Below are 19,245 nucleotides of genomic sequence, written 5' to 3'. Positions count from 1 at the left end.
CGAATTTTAAGTAGTCGATGGCGTTTAGAGAATGAATACACAACAACTGGCAAAACTGCGTTCAATCGTGCCCGAGATGCGTCGCGTCCGGCACATTCACTTTGTTGGCATCGGTGGTGCTGGCATGGGCGGTATTGCCGAAGTGTTAGCTAACGAAGGTTATCAGATCAGCGGGTCTGACCTGGCGCCAAACCCTGTTACGCAGCAGCTGGCGTCGCTTGGGGCGACTATCTATTTCAACCATCGTCCGGAAAACGTGCGCGATGCGAGCGTGGTGGTGGTCTCGAGCGCTATCTCCTCTGACAACCCGGAAATCGTTGCCGCGCATGAAGCGCGCATTCCGGTGATCCGCCGTGCAGAAATGCTGGCGGAACTGATGCGTTTCCGTCACGGCATTGCCATTGCCGGGACCCACGGTAAAACCACGACCACGGCGATGGTCTCCAGTATTTATGCGGAAGCGGGTCTCGACCCGACGTTCGTCAACGGCGGTCTGGTCAAAGCCGCGGGCGTACATGCGCGTCTGGGCCACAGTCGTTATCTGATTGCTGAAGCGGATGAGAGCGACGCGTCGTTCCTGCACCTGCAACCGATGGTGGCGATTGTCACTAACATCGAAGCTGACCATATGGATACCTACCAGGGCGACTTCGAGAACTTAAAGCAGACCTTCATCAACTTCCTGCACAACCTGCCGTTCTATGGACGCGCGGTGATGTGCGTAGACGATCCGGTGATCCGCGAGCTGCTGCCGCGCGTGGGTCGTCAAATCACCACTTACGGCTTCAGCGAAGACGCTGACGTCCGCGTGGAAGAGTACAAACAGATTGGTGCGCAGGGGCACTTCACGCTGGCGCGTCAGGACAAAGAGCTGCTGCACGTCACGCTGAATGCGCCAGGGCGCCATAATGCCCTCAATGCCGCAGCGGCAGTGGCCGTCGCGACGGAAGAAGGCATTGATGATGATGCGATTCTGCGCGCGCTGGAAAGCTTCCAGGGCACCGGTCGTCGCTTCGACTTCCTTGGTGAATTCCCGCTGGACGCCGTTAACGGCAAAGCCGGCACAGCGATGCTGGTGGACGACTACGGCCACCATCCGACCGAAGTGGACGCCACCATTAAAGCCGCGCGTGCAGGCTGGCCTGACAAAAATCTGGTGATGATCTTCCAGCCGCACCGCTTCACGCGTACGCGCGATCTGTACGACGATTTCGCCAGCGTCCTGTCACAGGTAGACACCCTGTTAATGCTGGATGTGTACGCCGCAGGCGAGACACCGATTCCGGGTGCTGACAGCCGTTCCCTGTGTCGTACCATCCGTGGACGCGGTAAAGTTGACCCTATTCTGGTTTCTGACCCTGCACAGGTGGCGGAAATTCTGGCACCGGTCCTGACGGGTAACGATTTGATTCTGATTCAGGGCGCGGGAAATATCGGCAAAATCGCCCGTACCTTAGCTGAAATCAAACTGAAGCCGCAAACCCAGGAGGATGAGCATCATGGCTGATAAGATTGCTGTCCTGTCTGGCGGCACCTCCGCCGAGCGCGAGGTTTCCCTGAATTCCGGCGCGGCTGTGCTGGCCGGCCTGCGCGAAGGTGGCGTCAATGCGCACCTGGTTGACCCAAAAGAGGTCGACGTGACGCAATTGAAAGCTATGGGCTTCGATAAAGTCTTTATCGCTTTGCATGGTCGCGGCGGTGAAGACGGCACCCTGCAGGGGCTTCTGGATTTGATCGGCATGCCGTACACCGGCAGCGGCGTGATGGCCTCCGCTATCTCTATGGATAAACTGCGCAGCAAGCTTCTGTGGCAGGGCGCGGGGTTACCCGTTGCGCCATGGGTTGCACTGACGCGTCGCGAATTTGAATTGGGCCTGCCGGATAGCGTTAATACACGCATTGCTGAACTGGGCTTACCGGTTATTGTAAAGCCCAGCCGGGAAGGCTCCAGCGTGGGAATGTCCAAAGTCGACAAAGCTGATGATCTTTCGTCCGCTTTAGCACTGGCATTTCAACATGATGAAGAAGTTCTGATTGAAAAATGGCTCAGCGGGCCGGAATTTACCGTCGCGATGCTTGGCGAAGAAATTTTACCGTCAATCCGTATCCAACCGGCCGGAACCTTCTATGATTATGAGGCGAAGTATCTCTCTGATGAGACGCAATATTTCTGCCCTTGTGGTCTTGAAGCTGAGCGTGAAGCAGATTTACAGTCCCTGGTGCTTAAAGCCTGGCATGTTCTCGGTTGTCAGGGCTGGGGACGCATCGACGTGATGCAGGACAGCGATGGACAATTTTATCTGCTGGAAGCGAATACTTCTCCGGGAATGACCAGCCACAGCCTTGTGCCGATGGCCGCGCGTCAGGCGGGGATGAGCTTCTCGCAGTTAGTCGTACGCATTCTGGACCAGGCGGGCTGATATGTCTCAGGCTGCATTGAACACGCGCAACCGCGATGACGAGGACGAATACGCCTCTTCACGCCGCAGTAATGGAACGCGTCTTGCAGGCATCATTTTCCTGCTGGGGGTGCTGTGCACCGTGTTTATCAGCGGCTGGATGGTCCTGGGCTGGATGGAAGATGCACAGCGGTTGCCGCTTTCTAAGCTGGTGGTCACCGGTGAGCGTCACTACACGCGTAACGACGATATTCGCCAGTCAATACTGGCGCTGGGCTCACCTGGCACCTTTATGACGCAGGACGTCAATATTATCCAGAGCCAGATAGAACGTCTGCCATGGATAAAACAGGCGAGCGTAAGAAAGCAATGGCCTGATGAATTGAAGATTCATCTGGTTGAATATGTGCCCATTGCGCGTTGGAATGATCAGCACATGGTTGACGCAGACGGAAATTCCTTCAGCGTCCCGGCCGATCGTGTCAACAAGCAAAATTTACCGATGTTGTATGGCCCGGAAGGTAGCGAAAACGAAGTATTACAGGGTTTTCGCGAAATGGGTCAGGTGCTGGCGAAGGACAGGTTTACGTTAAAAGATGCAGCCATGACGGCGCGCCGTTCCTGGCAGCTGACGTTAACAAACGGCATTAAGCTCAACCTGGGACGCGGCGACACAATGAAGCGTCTGGCGCGTTTTGTCGAACTTTACCCGGTTTTACAGCAGCAGGCACAGACTGACGGCAAACGGATAAGCTACGTTGATTTGCGCTATGACTCAGGCGCAGCAGTCGGTTGGGTACCGGCTCCGGTCGAGGAACCTAATCAGCAACAGAATCAGGCACAGGTACAGGCAGAACAACAATGATCAAGGCGACGGACAGAAAACTGGTAGTTGGACTGGAGATTGGCACCGCGAAGGTTGCCGCTTTAGTAGGGGAAGTTCTGCCCGACGGTATGGTCAATATCATTGGCGTAGGCAGTTGCCCGTCCCGTGGTATGGATAAAGGTGGGGTAAACGATCTTGAATCGGTGGTGAAATGCGTTCAGCGCGCCATCGATCAGGCTGAACTGATGGCAGATTGCCAGATTTCTTCTGTCTATCTGGCCCTTTCTGGCAAACACATTAGCTGCCAGAACGAAATCGGTATGGTGCCGATTTCCGAAGAAGAAGTGACACAGGAAGACGTTGAAAACGTCGTGCACACGGCGAAATCCGTGCGTGTCCGCGACGAGCATCGCGTGCTGCATGTCATTCCGCAGGAATATGCGATTGACTACCAGGAAGGGATCAAGAACCCGGTCGGTCTTTCTGGCGTACGTATGCAGGCAAAAGTGCACCTGATCACATGTCACAACGATATGGCGAAGAACATTGTAAAAGCCGTTGAACGTTGTGGCCTGAAAGTTGACCAACTTATTTTCGCGGGTCTGGCGGCAAGTTATTCCGTACTGACCGAAGATGAACGTGAACTGGGTGTCTGTGTGGTCGATATTGGTGGTGGTACAATGGATATCGCCGTGTATACCGGCGGTGCGTTGCGCCACACGAAAGTGATCCCTTATGCCGGGAACGTTGTAACCAGCGATATTGCTTACGCTTTTGGTACGCCGCCGAGCGATGCAGAAGCGATTAAAGTGCGCCATGGCTGTGCGCTGGGATCTATCGTTGGCAAAGATGAGAGCGTTGAAGTGCCGAGCGTCGGTGGTCGTCCACCGCGTAGCCTGCAGCGCCAGACGTTGGCAGAGGTCATTGAGCCGCGCTATACCGAGCTGCTCAACCTGGTCAACGAAGAGATTTTACAGTTACAGGAACAGCTTCGTCAGCAGGGTGTTAAACATCATCTTGCGGCGGGGATTGTATTAACCGGCGGTGCAGCGCAAATTGAAGGTCTTGCGGCCTGTGCTCAGCGGGTGTTCCATACGCAGGTGCGTATTGGTGCGCCGCTGAATATCACCGGTTTAACGGATTATGCTCAGGAGCCGTATTATTCAACGGCTGTGGGCCTGCTCCACTACGGGAAGGAATCTCATCTCAGTGGTGAAGCAGAAGTGGAAAAACGCGTCTCAGTGGGGTCGTGGGTCAAACGACTGAACAACTGGTTGCGAAAAGAGTTTTAATTTTTTTAAGAGACCGGAGAGAATTAGCGGTCTCGGGCGACAGGCACAACGGAGAGAGAAATTATGTTTGAACCTATGGAACTGACCAACGACGCGGTGATTAAAGTCATCGGCGTCGGTGGCGGCGGCGGTAACGCCGTAGAGCATATGGTGCGTGAACGCATTGAAGGTGTTGAATTCTTCGCAGTTAACACCGATGCGCAGGCACTGCGTAAGACGGCTGTAGGCCAGACTATCCAGATCGGCGGTGGTATCACCAAAGGGCTGGGAGCAGGGGCTAACCCGGAAGTCGGTCGCAATGCGGCTGAAGAAGATCGTGAAGCGCTGCGCGCTGCACTGGAAGGTGCGGACATGGTCTTCATCGCAGCAGGTATGGGTGGCGGTACCGGTACCGGCGCAGCACCTGTTGTGGCTGAAGTGGCAAAAGATTTAGGTATCCTGACCGTTGCTGTCGTGACCAAGCCTTTCAACTTTGAAGGCAAGAAGCGTATGGCCTTCGCGGAGCAGGGTATCACCGAGCTGTCCAAGCATGTGGACTCGCTGATCACCATCCCTAACGACAAACTGTTGAAAGTTCTGGGTCGCGGTATTTCCCTGCTGGACGCATTCGGTGCAGCAAACGACGTGCTGAAAGGCGCGGTTCAGGGTATCGCTGAACTGATTACCCGTCCTGGCCTGATGAACGTTGACTTTGCAGACGTTCGCACCGTGATGTCCGAAATGGGCTACGCGATGATGGGCTCTGGCGTGGCGAGTGGTGAAGACCGTGCAGAAGAAGCGGCTGAAATGGCTATCTCTTCTCCACTGCTGGAAGATATCGATCTGTCTGGTGCGCGCGGCGTGCTGGTCAACATTACCGCTGGCTTTGACCTGCGTCTGGATGAGTTCGAAACCGTGGGTAACACCATCCGTGCGTTCGCCTCTGACAACGCTACCGTGGTAATCGGTACTTCCCTTGACCCTGAAATGAACGACGAGCTGCGTGTTACCGTTGTTGCGACCGGTATCGGTATGGACAAGCGTCCTGAGATCACCTTAGTGACCAACAAGCAGACTCAGCAACCGGTAATGGATCGTTACCAGCAGCACGGTATGTCTCCTCTGACTCAGGAGCAGAAACCGGCCGCGAAAGTGGTGAACGACCCAACGCCGCAAACGGCGAAAGAGCCAGATTATCTGGATATCCCGGCGTTCCTGCGTAAGCAAGCTGACTAAGAATTGGCTGGAATTTGGGGATTTGCGCTCTTTGTGCTAAACTGGCCCACCGTTAGTGATATACACTCTCGGTTGGATAGTTAATTTGGCGAGATTATACGATGATCAAACAAAGGACACTTAAACGTATCGTTCAGGCGACTGGTGTCGGTTTACATACCGGCAAGAAAGTCACGCTGACGTTACGCCCTGCGCCGGCCAATACCGGGGTCATCTATCGTCGCACCGACTTGAATCCACCGGTAGATTTTCCGGCCGATGCCAAATCTGTGCGTGATACTATGCTCTGTACTTGTCTGGTGAACGAGCATGACGTGCGGATTTCTACCGTAGAGCACCTGAACGCCGCCCTGGCGGGTCTGGGTATCGATAACATTATTGTTGAAGTCGATGCGCCAGAAATCCCGATTATGGATGGCAGTGCTGCACCGTTCGTCTATCTGTTGCTGGATGCCGGCATCGAAGAACTGAACTGCGCGAAGAAATTTGTACGCATCAAAGAGACCGTTCGCGTCGAAGATGGCGACAAGTGGGCTGAATTCAAACCGTACAATGGTTTCTCGTTGGACTTTACCATCGACTTTAACCATCCGGCGATTGATTCCAGCACTCAACGCTATGCGATGAACTTCTCTGCTGATGCGTTTATGCGCCAGATCAGCCGAGCCCGTACATTTGGCTTCATGCGTGATATCGAATATCTGCAGTCCCGCGGCCTGTGCCTGGGCGGCAGCTTCGATTGTGCCATCGTTGTTGACGATTATCGCGTACTGAACGAAGACGGCCTGCGTTTCGAAGATGAATTCGTTCGTCACAAAATGCTGGATGCTATCGGCGACCTGTTCATGTGTGGTCACAACATCATTGGTGCATTTACCGCGTTCAAATCCGGTCATGCGCTGAACAACAAACTGTTGCAGGCCGTCCTGGCAAAACAGGAAGCCTGGGAATATGTGACCTTCGAAGACGAAGCTGAACTGCCGCTGGCTTTCAAAGCACCAAGCATGGTTCTGGCGTAACGGTTCACCCCGTTTCGTAAAAAACTCGACTGGTTAACCTGGTACTCTCTCCGACCAGGAAGACCAGTCGTTTTTATTTTTATCCCTCTTTGTTTGCCCAGCGTTATCTCTCGTTTGTCTTACGCAGAAAATGTGTGCGTTAGCTGCATTCTTGACCGTTTTTACCCGCGGCGGCACCTCATTCCTGCTGATGTATATTGGCTTTAGTGGTACTATCTGGGCGCTAAAAAGAATAACTGAACTCAGCCTCTGCAAGGCTGGCTTATTGGGTGGAGCAGGTGAGCGGAATACTGACGCGCTGGCGACAATTTGGCAGACGTTACTTCTGGCCGCATCTCTTATTAGGGATGGTCGCGGCGAGTTTCGGCTTGCCTGCGCTCAGCAACAGTGCCGAAGCGGCGACGCCCGCAAAAACCTCCACCACCAAACACGATCTCAACACGCGGGTTAACTTCACCAACCTTGCGTGGCTTGAAGCCAGTCGCCGTCCAAACTTCTCCGTCGATTACTGGCACCAGCACGCTATCCGCACGGTTATCCGCCATCTGTCCTTCGCGATGGCACCGCAGGCCATGCCTGTTGCGGAAGAGGCGCTGCCGGTGCAGGCTCAGCATCTTGCCCTGCTGGACACGCTCAGCGCGCTGCTTACGCAGGACAGCCAGCCGCCGGTCATGGTTCGTCAGACAACGCAGCGTGCGTTTGTTTCACCTGCTTCATTCTCTGTTTCAACCTGGATTAGCCAGGCTCACGGCATTCGCGCCGGGCCGCAACGCCTCAGCTAAATTAACTTTTTCAATACCTTAATTTATCTGCCCACACTGGGGCGTTTGAGAATTTATTATGCTAATCAAATTGTTAACTAAAGTTTTTGGTAGTCGTAACGATCGTACCCTGCGCCGTATGCGTAAAGCTGTTGCCGTCATCAACGGTATGGAACCGGCGATGGAGAAGCTCTCTGATGACGAGCTGAAAGCGAAAACGGCTGAATTCCGCGCGCGTCTTGAAAAAGGCGAAACCTTAGAAAGCCTGATCCCGGAAGCGTTTGCTGTCGTGCGCGAAGCGAGTAAGCGCGTATTCGGCATGCGTCACTTCGACGTCCAGCTGCTGGGTGGTATGGTGCTCAACGAGCGCTGCATTGCGGAAATGCGTACCGGTGAAGGTAAAACCCTGACCGCAACGCTGCCGGCTTACCTGAACGCGCTGACCGGTAAAGGCGTTCACGTGGTTACCGTCAACGACTATCTGGCGCAGCGTGACGCCGAAAACAACCGTCCACTGTTCGAATTCCTCGGTATGACCGTCGGTATCAACATGTCCGGCCTGCCTGCTCCAGCCAAGCGCGAAGCGTATAACGCGGACATCACCTACGGCACCAACAACGAATACGGCTTCGACTACCTGCGTGACAACATGGCGTTCAGCCCGGAAGAGCGCGTACAGCGTAAGCTGCACTATGCACTGGTGGATGAGGTTGACTCCATCCTGATCGATGAAGCGCGTACTCCGCTGATCATCTCCGGCCCGGCTGAAGACAGCTCCGAGATGTACCGTAAGGTCGACAAAATCATTCCACACCTGCTGCGCCAGGAGAAAGAGGACTCGGATACCTTCCAGGGTGAAGGTCACTTCTCCGTAGATGAAAAGGCGCGCCAGGTGAACCTGACCGAACGTGGTCTGGTTAAAATTGAAGAGCTGCTGGTAGCTGAAGGCATTATGGAAGAGGGCGAGTCCCTGTACTCTCCGAGCAACATCATGCTGATGCACCACGTGACCGCTGCACTGCGCGCCCACGCGCTGTTCACCCGCGACGTCGATTACATCGTTAAAGACGGCGAAGTGATCATTGTCGATGAACACACCGGCCGTACCATGCAGGGACGTCGCTGGTCTGACGGTCTGCACCAGGCTGTGGAAGCCAAAGAAGGTGTGGATATTCAGAATGAAAACCAGACGCTGGCGTCTATCACCTTCCAGAACTACTTCCGTCTGTACGAGAAGCTGGCTGGGATGACCGGTACTGCTGATACCGAAGCGTTTGAATTCAGCTCTATCTACAAGCTGGATACCGTGGTTGTTCCAACCAACCGTCCGATGATTCGTAAGGATATGCCGGACTTGGTGTACATGACCGAAGCGGAAAAAATTCAGGCGATCATCGAAGATATTCGCGACCGTACTGCGAATGGTCAGCCGGTTCTGGTGGGGACCATCTCCATCGAGAAATCCGAAGTGGTTTCTCACGAGCTGACTAAAGCGGGTATCAAACACAACGTTCTGAACGCCAAATTCCACGCCAAAGAAGCGGACATTGTTGCGCAGGCGGGTTATCCGGCTGCCGTAACCATCGCCACCAACATGGCGGGTCGTGGTACCGATATTATGCTGGGCGGTAGCTGGCAGGCTGAAGTGGCGGAGCTGGAAAACCCAACGCCAGAACAGATTGCGCAGATCAAAGCCGACTGGCAGGTTCGTCATGACGCCGTTCTGGCTTCAGGCGGTCTGCACATCATCGGTACTGAGCGTCATGAATCTCGTCGTATCGATAACCAGCTGCGTGGCCGTGCGGGTCGTCAGGGTGATGCCGGTTCATCCCGCTTCTACCTGTCTATGGAAGATGCGCTGATGCGTATTTTCGCCTCCGACCGCGTGTCCGGCATGATGCGTAAGCTGGGGATGAAGCCAGGCGAAGCCATTGAGCACCCGTGGGTGACTAAAGCGATCGCTAACGCACAGCGTAAAGTGGAAAGCCGCAACTTTGATATTCGTAAGCAGCTGCTGGAATATGATGATGTGGCTAACGATCAGCGTCGCGCGATCTACACCCAGCGTAACGAACTGCTGGACGTGTCCGACGTGAGCGAAACCATCAACAGCATTCGTGAAGATGTGTTTAAAGCCACCATCGACGCGCATATTCCACCGCAGTCTCTGGAAGAGATGTGGGATATCGAAGGCCTGCAGGAACGTCTGAAAAATGACTTTGACCTCGATCTGCCAATCAAAGAGTGGCTGGATAAAGAGCCTGAGCTGCACGAAGAGACCCTGCGCGAACGTATCTTTGAAACCGCGCTGGACGTCTACAAGCGTAAGGAAGAGGTTGTTGGCGCTGAAATGATGCGTCACTTCGAAAAAGGCGTGATGCTGCAGACGCTGGACTCCTTGTGGAAAGAGCACCTGGCGGCGATGGACTACCTGCGTCAGGGTATCCACCTGCGTGGCTATGCGCAGAAAGATCCGAAGCAGGAATACAAGCGTGAATCCTTCTCCATGTTTGCCTCTATGCTGGAGTCACTGAAGTACGAAGTGATCAGCACCCTGAGCAAGGTTCAGGTGCGTATGCCGGAAGAAGTGGAAGCGATGGAGCAGCAGCGTCGTGAAGAAGCCGAGCGTCTGGCACAAATGCAGCAGCTGAGTCATCAGACCGACGACAGCGAAGCCGCAGCGGCGATTGCCGCACAGACCGGCGATCGTAAAGTGGGTCGTAACGATCCGTGCCCGTGTGGTTCCGGTAAAAAGTACAAGGCGTGCCACGGCCGTCTGAGCTAAGTTCATAAAAAAACAAAAAGGCGCAGATATCTGCGCCTTTTTTATGGAAGTGACAATATGAAAATACTGCAAATTGCCGTCGGGATTATTCGCAACCCGCAAAACCAAATCTTTATCACCCAGCGCGCTGCCGACGCCCATATGGCGAACAAGTGGGAGTTTCCGGGCGGTAAAATCGAGTCAGGTGAAACGCCGGAAGAGGCGCTGGTTCGGGAGCTTCAGGAAGAGGTGGGGATCACGCCGCTTGGCGCAACGCTGTTTGATAAGCTTGAGTACCAGTTTCCTGACAGGCACATCACGCTGTGGTTCTGGCTGGTGGAAAACTGGGAAGGTGAACCCTGGGGAAAAGAGGGACAGCCGGGTAACTGGGTGGAACTTCAGGCAAGTGATGCAGAAAAATTCCCGCCAGCTAATGAGCCCGTGATCCTGCGGTTAGTCGCACAACCGTAGGCCTGCTGAGCGAAGCGCCAGCAGGCTTTACAGATTACTGCTGGGTTTCGCTCCAGTCATCGCTGTCCGAGAGATCGCCTTTGCTTGGAATGCGTTTCTCTTCCGCCGCCCATTCGCCCAGGTCAATGAGCTGACAGCGCTTGCAGCAGAATGGGCGGAACGGACTGACTTCGCCCCAGACAACGGTTTTGCCACAGGTTGGGCAGCTTACGGTGGTGACATCAGACATCGGTACTCCTTAACAACAGGCCAGTTCAAAATCGAGACGTTCCGGCACGGTGCCATTTTCACTGTCCAGCGGCATAAAGCGAATCGCAAAGCGGCTCTTATGCCCGGAAATCTGTGGGTAAAGCTGTTCGCCGAGAGACAGGTTGAGACGCAGAAGATCGGCATCATCACCATTATCCTGGAAGAAACCATTCAGGCTGGTTTGCTTGCGGAACGGCGCAGAGTTACGGATTAGATCGAGGATCAGCGACAGCGTCTGGTTCATTGGCTCCAGGCTTGCCAGCCAGCTGTTCACCTGCGCGTCACGCTGCGCCTGTGGCATATGTAGCCACATATGCAGCGTCGGCAGGTCGAAGCTGCAGCAGCCGCCAGGAATGCTCAGACGCTGGCGCACCAGTCCAATCAGGCGGTCTTCACGCAAAAACTGCCCGACGCGCGGCGCGGCCATCAGGACGGCGCTACTGCTTTTCAACTGCTGGCGGAGCGCGTCGATACGGCTCTGATCTACGCCGGGGACCTCTGTCCATGCCTGCAATTTACGCTGCTGGCGTTCCAGCTCTTTGAGTAATTCTGTGCGGACATCGCCGCGTTCAATCACATCCAGCAGATCGCCTACGTTGCGGAAGAAGTGCAACGCCGTGGCATGATCATTAACAGGCAGATGTTGTGAAAGTTGTTGAATAAGGAATTCGATGCGCAGCCAGGTGCGCATTTTTTCGTTGAGCGGATGCTCAAAAAGGATGTGTGTCGACATTATGGTTTTTCCTGTGCAGCGGCCTGCGCGGCGAACGTCAGATACTGCGCGTGCAGACGGGCAACATCCGATGCAATGGCATCTGGTGCGCCGTTATTATCAATAACATCATCCGCCACGGCAAGGCGCTGAGCGCGCGTAGCCTGAGCGGCAAGAATTTGTTCAGCATGCTCCCGCGAGACGCGATCGCGCGCCATGGTCCTCTGGATTTGCGTTTCGGGAGCGACATCAATCACCAGCACACGATCGGCTTTCTTCTGCAGCTGATTTTCAACCAGTAGCGGAACCACCCACAGGACATAGGGCGATCGGGCTGCGGCTATCTGACGCTGAGTTTCCTGGTGGATGATGGGGTGGAGCAGGGCATTAAGCCAGGCTTTTTCTGCAGAATCAGAAAAAATGCATTCGCGAAGCTGACGGCGATTCAGTGTGCCATCGGCATTGATGACTGCCTGACCAAGATGTTCTGCGATGACCTTTAGCGCGGGTGTATTGGGCTCTACCACCTGGCGGGCAATGATATCGGCATCAATAATCGTGATACCCAAACGAGAGAACGCGTCCGCAACGGTACTTTTGCCACTACCGATGCCGCCGGTTAATGCGACGATATACCCCATCAATTCAAATCCTGGGAATTATTCATTATTAAAATCAGTTGATTAAAACTCTTAGGTGCGCCAGCAACTGTTTGGTCCTGTTTACCGGCTTTTTACCAGGTAAATTTATAGGATTGTAGCGTAAAAAAAGAGAATTTCGCAGTCTTGCGGAGCAGGTATTAGTGCGTATGATAGCGTCACTGGAGTTGTGCTTTTAACATATTTGCCTCTAACCCCAGGAATCCGCACATGCGTATCGAAGAAGATCTGAAGTTAGGTTTCAAAGACGTTCTTATCCGCCCTAAACGCTCTACACTGAAAAGTCGCTCAGACGTTGAACTCGAACGTCAATTCACCTTTAAGCATTCCGGTCAGACTTGGTCTGGCGTGCCGATCATCGCCGCCAACATGGATACTGTGGGAACCTTTGAGATGGCATCCGCCCTGGCACAGTTCGACATTCTTACCGCCGTGCACAAACATTACAGCCCTGAAGAGTGGAATGCGTTTGTTGCGTCCGCGTCTGCTGACGTGGTGAAACATGTGATGGTTTCTACCGGGACCTCCGATGCGGATTTCGAGAAGACCAAACAAATCCTGAACGCTAACCCGGCGCTCAACTTCGTTTGTATTGACGTGGCGAACGGTTACTCCGAGCACTTCGTGCAGTTCGTCAGCAAGGCGCGTGAGGCCTGGCCGACGAAAACCATCATCGCGGGCAACGTGGTGACCGGTGAAATGTGTGAAGAGCTGATCCTTTCCGGTGCAGATATCGTGAAAGTGGGTATTGGCCCGGGCTCTGTGTGCACGACCCGCGTCAAAACCGGCGTCGGTTATCCGCAGCTCTCTGCAGTCATTGAATGTGCCGATGCGGCGCACGGTCTGGGCGGTCAGATCATCAGCGATGGCGGCTGTACCATGCCGGGCGACGTTGCGAAAGCCTTCGGCGGCGGCGCCGACTTCGTGATGCTCGGCGGTATGCTGGCAGGCCACGAAGAGAGCGGGGGTACCGTTGTTGAAGAGAACGGCGAGAAATTTATGCTGTTCTACGGCATGAGTTCTGAATCCGCGATGACCCGTCACGTCGGTGGCGTGGCAAAATACCGTGCGGCAGAAGGCAAAACCGTGAAGCTGCCTCTGCGTGGCCCGGTTGAATACACCGCGCGCGATATCCTTGGCGGCCTGCGCTCGGCCTGCACCTACGTTGGGGCATCCCGCCTGAAAGAGCTGACGAAACGTACGACGTTTATTCGCGTTCAGGAACAGGAAAACCGCGTATTCAATAGCCTGTAATGGCTTCTGCTGGCGCATTCCCGTGCGCCAGCGCTGTTCAGCACTACCCCGCGCTCATCGCATCCCCCAGATGGAAAATCGGCAGATACATTGCCACTACCAGCGTGCCGATGATGACCCCTGTCACAATCAGAAGCACTGGCTCGAGAAGTGCCGCCAGATTATCTGCCCGTTGAAAGGTCTGTTCCGTGTGGTGCCGGGCGAGATTTGCCAGCATGATGTCCAGCGCACCTGACATTTCACCGGTTCGTAAAAGCTGAATACACAGCGGGGTAAAGATAGCCGCTTTCTGAAAGGATGACCAGACGGGGAGACCTTTTTCAATGTCCTCCCGAACGCTGTGGAGTATCCCCCGCCAGTAACAACTTTCAACGGTCTCCTCTGCGCTCTCCAGACCCTGTAAAAAGGGGATACCTGCCTGCTGCGTGAGTGACAGCACGGTAAAGATGTGTCCCAGTTTTTGGCCTTTTGCCAGCGCGCCCATCACGGGCATGTGCATCAGCATGCGCTGCCAGCGAGGGTTGTGCCGCAGTGCCCAGGCGGCGGCTAAGGGCGTTAATAACGCGACGAACAACGCGAGCGCATAGGACTGAATAAATGCGGCCATCCCCATGACCATTTGCGTCAGCGTCGGGAGCGGCGTGTTAAACGTTTTGTAGATCGCGGCAAACTCGGGCAAGACCAGAATGACCATCGCCAGCACCACGAGTACGGCCAGCGTCAGGACGATCGCCGGATAGCGCAGGGCCTTTTTCACCTTCTCTCTGAGCTGCTGCTGCGCTTTTTGCTGCTGCGCGAGCTGGCGGCAGCACTCCTCCAGTTTCCCTGTGAGCTCACCGGTTTTCACCATAGAGACATGCAGTGGGCTAAACACCGCTGGCCACTTTTTTAGCGACTCAGAAAAGGGGGATCCCTCACTGAGCTCATCGGCAATGCTTTGCAGCAGCGCCTGCCACGGTTTTAACGGATGTTGCTCTGCCAACATCTGCAGGCTGTGGGACAACGTCAGCCCCGCCTGCAGAAGCGTTGCGAGCTGGCGAAACATCTCGCAGCAGTGATGCGGCAGCCAGCGGTGCCGCTGAGCGCATCGGGTCAGCGCCAGAGGATGGAGATCGCTACGCATCAGCCTGGTGAAGGCGGCAGTGCGGTCTGTCGCCCAGAGTGTCCCGCTTCGGGGTTCTCCTTCTTTGGTGAGCGCTCGCCAGCGCCAGAGCTGATTAGCAGCCATCCGGCATTCCCAGCACGCGCACCAGCTCTTCGATCGTGGTCAGCCCTTGTTCGACGGCCATGCAGCCGTGCTCAAAAAGAGAAATCATTCCCGCCTGCCGGGCACTCGCCTCTATCACTTCGATTCCCGCCCCGCTGGCAATGGCCTGACGCAGGGCATTGTCGATCGCCAGTACTTCAAAAATGGCCACGCGGCCATAAAAACCGTGATAACAGCGATCGCAGCCGGTGGGCTGCCAGCGTGGAAGCGGTCTGGACCATACGGCGCGCGGTAATTCAGCATGCTCGCTGGCTTCCCGGCGACAGTGCGGACACAGACGACGGACCAGCCGCTGGGCAATCACCATCGACAGCGCGGAAGATATCATCCAGCGCGCGACGCCCATCTGCTCCAGGCGAATCAGGGTTTCCGTCGTCGAGTTGGTGTGCAGCGTTGACAGCACCAGATGACCGGTCTGAGCGGCATTAATGGCAATTTCTGCCGTTTCGCCGTCACGGATTTCGCCGACCATAATGATGTCTGGATCCTGACGCAGCAACGCCCTCAGCACGCTCTGGAATGTTAAACCCGCCCGGGGATTAATCTGCGTCTGGTTTAATCCCGCAAGGGGGATCTCAATGGGATCCTCCACGCTACAGATGTTGACGTCGGGGGTGTTACGCGCCTGCAGCGCGCTGTACAGCGTCACGGTTTTGCCGCTGCCGGTAGGGCCGGTGACCAGAATCAGCCCCTGCGGCTGGTGGAGGATCTCATTAAAACAGGCCAGTTGTTCTGCGCTCATACCAAGCGCTTTCGGCTCAAGAGCCTGCTGAACCTGATGCAGCAGACGCAGCACAATTTTCTCGCCACCGCTGCAGGGAAGCGTTGCGATCCGAAACGAGACCGGCGCGTTTGCCAGCTCAATCGTAAACTGACCGTCCTGAGGTAAACGACGTTCTGCAATATCCAGATTACCCAGCACCTTTAAACGAGCGCTGAACAGGCTGGCCAGCGAGGCGGACAGTGGAGGCTGGGGGCAAAGAACCCCGTCGATGCGTAAACGGATCTGGCATGCGTGCTCCATCGGTTCGATATGAATGTCGGAGGCGCGCTGGCTGATTGCCTGCTGCAGCGTGTGGTTGAGGATATCCACCGTCGAGTGTGTTTGCGAAACGACGGGCAGATGCGATTGTGACGTTAGCTGCCGATGTTTTTCCATGCGCTCAGCGCTCCAGCACTCAATATCAATCCGTTTCTGGGTCGCGAAGCGCAGCGCTTCCATGAGTTCAGCCGCGGGGCTGCCCGCGACGGCGATGCTGACCATGTCACTGTCGCTGGTAAGCAGCAGAGCGTGATGGCGCTGACAAAGCGCCACGAGTTGATCGGTATTCATTATCCGCTCCTCAGTTATTGTCGAAGCGGAAAACGTCTTCGCAGGCCTGTTTCAGGGCGCTGTCCGCGCTGATATTGCAGTCGCGCGTCCAGCCCGTCATACCGTTGCCGTCGCTCCACCGTGGCGTCATGGTTACCGTCAACCCGTTAAGACTCTCCTGTCCTGTTAAGGTCACGGTCCCTTTTGCCACGCTCATTCCTGAAACGTAGCGTGTCGTGGTGGGGGAAGGAATACCGTTACTGCCGGCGTCGCAGCTCTCCACGCCACCGTGATCCAGCGCGCAAAGCTCAATGGCCGTGCGGTAGGGAACGAAGGTTTGCAGCATATCGGTCAGCGCCGCCTTGCGCAGGTAGTTCTGATAGGCGGGAACGCCGATGGCGCTCAGAATCGCAATGATGCCAATGACCACCATCAGCTCAATGAGTGTGAATCCTTGTTGTCTGTTCATATCTGCTCCTTATGCAAAGTGGCGCTACTTTGTCAGCGGGAAAGAGCAGAAACGAGAGGCAGAAAAGGGAACGGGAAGGGGGCTTCAGAGAATTTTTTCAGTGTTGCAGGGCAGAACAGCGGATCTGCGAGCGGGGCTGAAATTCCCCTCTCCACCCGGAGAGGGGAGAATGCGTTATTTGAAGCGCATTGAGAGGTCGAGGGCGCGAACGTGTTTGGTCAACGCGCCGACGGAGATGTAATCCACGCCGGTTTCGGCGAATTCACGGATCGTTTCGAAAGTGACGTTCCCGGACACTTCCAGCTGGGCCCGGCCGTTAGTCAGTTTTACCGCCTCGCGCATCTGCTCTGTTTCGAAGTTATCGAGCATGATGATATCGGCCCCGGCCTTAATCGCCTGCTCCAGCTCTTCCAGGCTTTCGACTTCTACCTCGACAGGCACATCCGGGTGCAGCCAGAAGGCTTTCTCCACCGCCTGACGCACGGAGCCAGAGGCAATAATGTGGTTCTCTTTAATCAGGAAGGCGTCGGATAAGCCCAGGCGATGGTTAGCGCCGCCGCCGCAGAGCACCGCATACTTCAGCGCGGTGCGCAGGCCCGGCAGCGTTTTGCGGGTATCCAGCAGCTGGGTGCGGGTACCGGCCAGCAGGTCAACGTAGCGACGCACTTCACTGGCCACGCCAGAGAGCGTTTGTACAAAATTGAGCGCGGTACGTTCGCCGGTCAGCAAGACGCGGGAAGGACCGTCCAGTTCAAACAGCGGCTGGTTTGCCGTAATTGCATCGCCGTCTTCAACGTGCCAGATAATCTGCACATCATCACCCGCCAGCTGGGTAAAGACCTCTTCAACCCAACGCTTGCCGCAAAAAACGCCCTCTTCACGGGTGATAATGACCGCGTGCGAGCGCGTCTCTTTTGGCAACAATTGTGCGGTAATATCCTTATCAGCGTTAACGTCACCGCCCAGATCTTCTTTCAAAGCATGGGAGACGCTTGCCGGAATATCCATATTAATACGTTCCAGAAGCGCTTCACGTCGGTGGTCGGGGTTGTAGCGGCGAGGCGGCATGATAAAACTCCAAATTGGTAACGAATCATAATATTGAAACATGCTACTCTGAACCGAGTCATTGCACCATACAGAAGGAGTTCCAGCATGTTGTTAGAAAACGGATGGCTGGTGGATGCGCGGCACGTGCCCTCGCCGCACCACGATTGCCGCCCGGAGGATGAAAAGCCCACACTGCTGGTGGTTCATAATATTAGTCTCCCGCCGGGTGAATTTGGCGGCCCGTGGATCGATGCGTTATTCACGGGAACGATTGATCCCGATGCTCATCCCTTCTTTGCTGAAATTGCACTTCTGCGCGTATCGGCTCACTGCCTGATTCGTCGCGATGGTGAAGTGGTTCAGTATGTTCCCTTTGATAAGCGCGCCTGGCATGCCGGCGTGTCGATGTATCACGGGCGCGAAAGGTGCAACGATTTTTCTATCGGGATCGAACTGGAAGGCACGGATACTACGCCCTACACCGATTCACAGTATCAGCAGCTAGCGGCAGTGACCCGCACGCTTATCGGACTCTACCCGGCTATCGCCGACAATATCACGGGACACAGTGATATTGCCCCGGAGAGAAAAACCGATCCCGGCCCGGCCTTTGACTGGCCCCGGTTTCGCGCCATGCTCACCGCGTCGTCAGAATAAGGAGATACCATGACGTTGTTTACCATGCTGCTGGTTATCATCGCTGAACGCCTGTTCAAGCTCGGCGAGCACTGGCATCTGGATCACCGGCTGGAGGTGTTATTCCGCCGTATCAAACATTTTTCCATGCTGCGCACGCTGCTGATGATGGCAGGAGTAATGGTCATTACGTTCCTGCTCCTGCGCTCACTGTACGGACTCTTTTTCAACGTGCCGCTGCTGGTGGTGTGGATCCTGCTCGGCGTGCTGTGCATTGGCGCGGGCAAGGTGCGTTTGCACTATCACGCATACCTGAAGGCCGCCTCCCGCGATGATGCCCACGCGCGAGGTGCCATGGCGAGCGAGCTGACGATGATCCACGGCGTGCCGCCGGACTGCGACGAGCGCGAATTCCTGCGCGAGCTGCAAAACGCGCTGCTGTGGATTAACTTCCGTTACTATCTTGCGCCGCTGTTCTGGTTTGTAGTGGGCGGCCCGCTGGGGCCGGTACTGCTGATGGGATATGCGTTCCTGCGCGCCTGGCAGACCTGGCTTGCCCGCTATCTGACGCCGCACGAACGTTTGCTGTCCGGCATCGATGCCATCCTGCACGTGCTCGACTGGCTTCCGGTGCGTCTGGTGGGCGTGGTGTACGCGTTAATTGGTCACGGTGAAAAAGCGCTGCCCGCATGGTTCGCCTCGCTTGCCGACCGCCATACGTCGCAGTACCAGGTGCTAACGCGTCTGGCGCAGTTCTCGCTGGCGCGTGAGCCGCATACCGACAAGATTGAAACGCCGAAAGCCGCTGTCTCCATGGCGAAGAAAACGTCGTTTGTGGTGGTAGTTATCGTGGCGCTGCTGACTATTTACGGCACGCTGGTGTAGGCCAG

The 19,245-nt window shown here is 55.4% G+C and carries 19 protein-coding genes; 12 read left to right on the top strand and 7 right to left on the bottom strand.

Annotation, left to right across the window (positions count from 1 at the left end):
- Positions 1 to 31 precede the first annotated feature (31 nt).
- The 9 genes from murC (at position 32) to mutT (ending at position 10,747) form a co-directional block, all read left to right on the top strand.
- Complete coding sequence (gene murC / locus UTM25_RS20095) at positions 32 to 1,507, top strand: UDP-N-acetylmuramate--L-alanine ligase (protein WP_023310397.1); 1,476 nt, start codon at positions 32 to 34, stop codon at positions 1,505 to 1,507.
- A complete protein-coding gene (locus UTM25_RS20090) occupies positions 1,500 to 2,420 on the top strand; it encodes a D-alanine--D-alanine ligase (RefSeq protein WP_047060134.1) in 921 nt (306 codons plus the stop codon). The genes murC and UTM25_RS20090 overlap by 8 nt, the downstream gene beginning before the upstream one ends.
- A gap of 1 nt (position 2,421) precedes the next feature.
- A complete protein-coding gene (gene ftsQ, locus UTM25_RS20085) occupies positions 2,422 to 3,264 on the top strand; it encodes a cell division protein FtsQ (protein ID WP_023310399.1) in 843 nt (280 codons plus the stop codon).
- Complete coding sequence (ftsA, locus tag UTM25_RS20080) at positions 3,261 to 4,517, top strand: cell division protein FtsA (RefSeq protein ID WP_023334508.1); 1,257 nt, start codon at positions 3,261 to 3,263, stop codon at positions 4,515 to 4,517. Before ftsQ ends, ftsA begins: the two co-directional genes overlap by 4 nt.
- 63 nt (positions 4,518 to 4,580) lie before the next feature.
- Complete coding sequence (gene ftsZ, locus UTM25_RS20075) at positions 4,581 to 5,732, top strand: cell division protein FtsZ (protein WP_008501978.1); 1,152 nt, start codon at positions 4,581 to 4,583, stop codon at positions 5,730 to 5,732.
- A gap of 101 nt (positions 5,733 to 5,833) precedes the next feature.
- Positions 5,834 to 6,751 carry a UDP-3-O-acyl-N-acetylglucosamine deacetylase gene (gene lpxC / locus UTM25_RS20070; RefSeq protein WP_008501977.1) on the top strand — a complete coding sequence of 306 codons (918 nt, stop codon included), beginning with the start codon at positions 5,834 to 5,836 and terminating at the stop codon, positions 6,749 to 6,751.
- Between the two features lie 278 nt (positions 6,752 to 7,029).
- Positions 7,030 to 7,533, top strand: a complete 504-nt coding sequence (gene secM, locus UTM25_RS20065; RefSeq protein ID WP_194400748.1) for a secA translation cis-regulator SecM — start codon at positions 7,030 to 7,032, stop codon at positions 7,531 to 7,533.
- A 58-nt stretch (positions 7,534 to 7,591) separates the two neighbouring features.
- On the top strand, positions 7,592 to 10,297 hold the full coding sequence (gene secA / locus UTM25_RS20060) for a preprotein translocase subunit SecA (RefSeq protein WP_023310402.1): 2,706 nt from the start codon (positions 7,592 to 7,594) through the stop codon (positions 10,295 to 10,297).
- Positions 10,298 to 10,354: 57 nt separating this feature from the next.
- Positions 10,355 to 10,747, top strand: coding sequence for an 8-oxo-dGTP diphosphatase MutT (gene mutT / locus UTM25_RS20055; RefSeq protein WP_023310403.1), 393 nt, complete (start codon positions 10,355 to 10,357; stop codon positions 10,745 to 10,747).
- A gap of 34 nt (positions 10,748 to 10,781) precedes the next feature.
- Here the strand turns inward: mutT and yacG are convergent, their stop codons facing one another.
- Genes yacG through coaE form a run of 3 tightly spaced genes read right to left on the bottom strand, consistent with a single transcriptional unit; the run spans position 10,782 to position 12,349 of the window.
- Positions 10,782 to 10,976 (bottom strand): DNA gyrase inhibitor YacG, encoded by a 195-nt coding sequence (gene yacG, locus UTM25_RS20050; RefSeq protein WP_045401034.1) that lies wholly within the window; start codon positions 10,974 to 10,976, stop codon positions 10,782 to 10,784.
- Between the two features lie 9 nt (positions 10,977 to 10,985).
- Positions 10,986 to 11,729 carry a cell division protein ZapD gene (zapD, locus tag UTM25_RS20045; RefSeq protein WP_058840538.1) on the bottom strand — a complete coding sequence of 248 codons (744 nt, stop codon included), beginning with the start codon at positions 11,727 to 11,729 and terminating at the stop codon, positions 10,986 to 10,988.
- The gene (gene coaE, locus UTM25_RS20040) at positions 11,729 to 12,349 is read right to left on the bottom strand and encodes a dephospho-CoA kinase (protein WP_194400745.1); all 621 of its coding nucleotides are present in this window, start codon (positions 12,347 to 12,349) and stop codon (positions 11,729 to 11,731) included. Before coaE ends, zapD begins: the two co-directional genes overlap by 1 nt.
- A gap of 228 nt (positions 12,350 to 12,577) precedes the next feature.
- On the opposite strand from coaE, the gene UTM25_RS20035 reads away from it, so the two are divergent.
- Positions 12,578 to 13,621: a GMP reductase gene (locus tag UTM25_RS20035; protein WP_320715246.1), complete on the top strand. Its 1,044-nt coding sequence runs from the start codon at positions 12,578 to 12,580 to the stop codon at positions 13,619 to 13,621.
- Positions 13,622 to 13,664: 43 nt separating this feature from the next.
- Here UTM25_RS20035 and hofC read toward each other — a convergent pair whose 3' ends face one another.
- The 4 genes from hofC to nadC all read right to left on the bottom strand — a co-directional run bounded on the left by hofC (position 13,665) and on the right by nadC (position 17,737).
- Positions 13,665 to 14,849: a protein transport protein HofC gene (gene hofC, locus UTM25_RS20030; RefSeq protein WP_194400741.1), complete on the bottom strand. Its 1,185-nt coding sequence runs from the start codon at positions 14,847 to 14,849 to the stop codon at positions 13,665 to 13,667.
- A complete protein-coding gene (gspE, locus tag UTM25_RS20025; RefSeq protein ID WP_194400739.1) occupies positions 14,839 to 16,221 on the bottom strand; it encodes a type II secretion system protein GspE in 1,383 nt (460 codons plus the stop codon). Before gspE ends, hofC begins: the two co-directional genes overlap by 11 nt.
- Before the next feature lie 10 nt (positions 16,222 to 16,231).
- Positions 16,232 to 16,669 (bottom strand): prepilin peptidase-dependent pilin, encoded by a 438-nt coding sequence (gene ppdD, locus UTM25_RS20020; protein WP_047060126.1) that lies wholly within the window; start codon positions 16,667 to 16,669, stop codon positions 16,232 to 16,234.
- Between the two features lie 174 nt (positions 16,670 to 16,843).
- On the bottom strand, positions 16,844 to 17,737 hold the full coding sequence (gene nadC / locus UTM25_RS20015; protein ID WP_038417651.1) for a carboxylating nicotinate-nucleotide diphosphorylase: 894 nt from the start codon (positions 17,735 to 17,737) through the stop codon (positions 16,844 to 16,846).
- A gap of 87 nt (positions 17,738 to 17,824) precedes the next feature.
- Between nadC and ampD the strand changes: the two genes are divergently transcribed.
- A complete protein-coding gene (gene ampD, locus UTM25_RS20010; protein ID WP_194400737.1) occupies positions 17,825 to 18,376 on the top strand; it encodes a 1,6-anhydro-N-acetylmuramyl-L-alanine amidase AmpD in 552 nt (183 codons plus the stop codon).
- A gap of 9 nt (positions 18,377 to 18,385) precedes the next feature.
- Entirely contained in the window at positions 18,386 to 19,240 is an 855-nt protein-coding gene (gene ampE, locus UTM25_RS20005; protein ID WP_194400735.1) for a beta-lactamase regulator AmpE, read from the top strand.
- The last annotated feature ends 5 nt before the right edge of the window (positions 19,241 to 19,245 follow it).

This window comes from Enterobacter sp. 61D5, from assembly GCF_034107965.1.
GTDB lineage: Bacteria > Pseudomonadota > Gammaproteobacteria > Enterobacterales > Enterobacteriaceae > Enterobacter > Enterobacter cloacae_M.
Note: the sequence above shows the minus strand (reverse complement) of the source record. Positions and strands in the feature narration are given on the sequence as shown.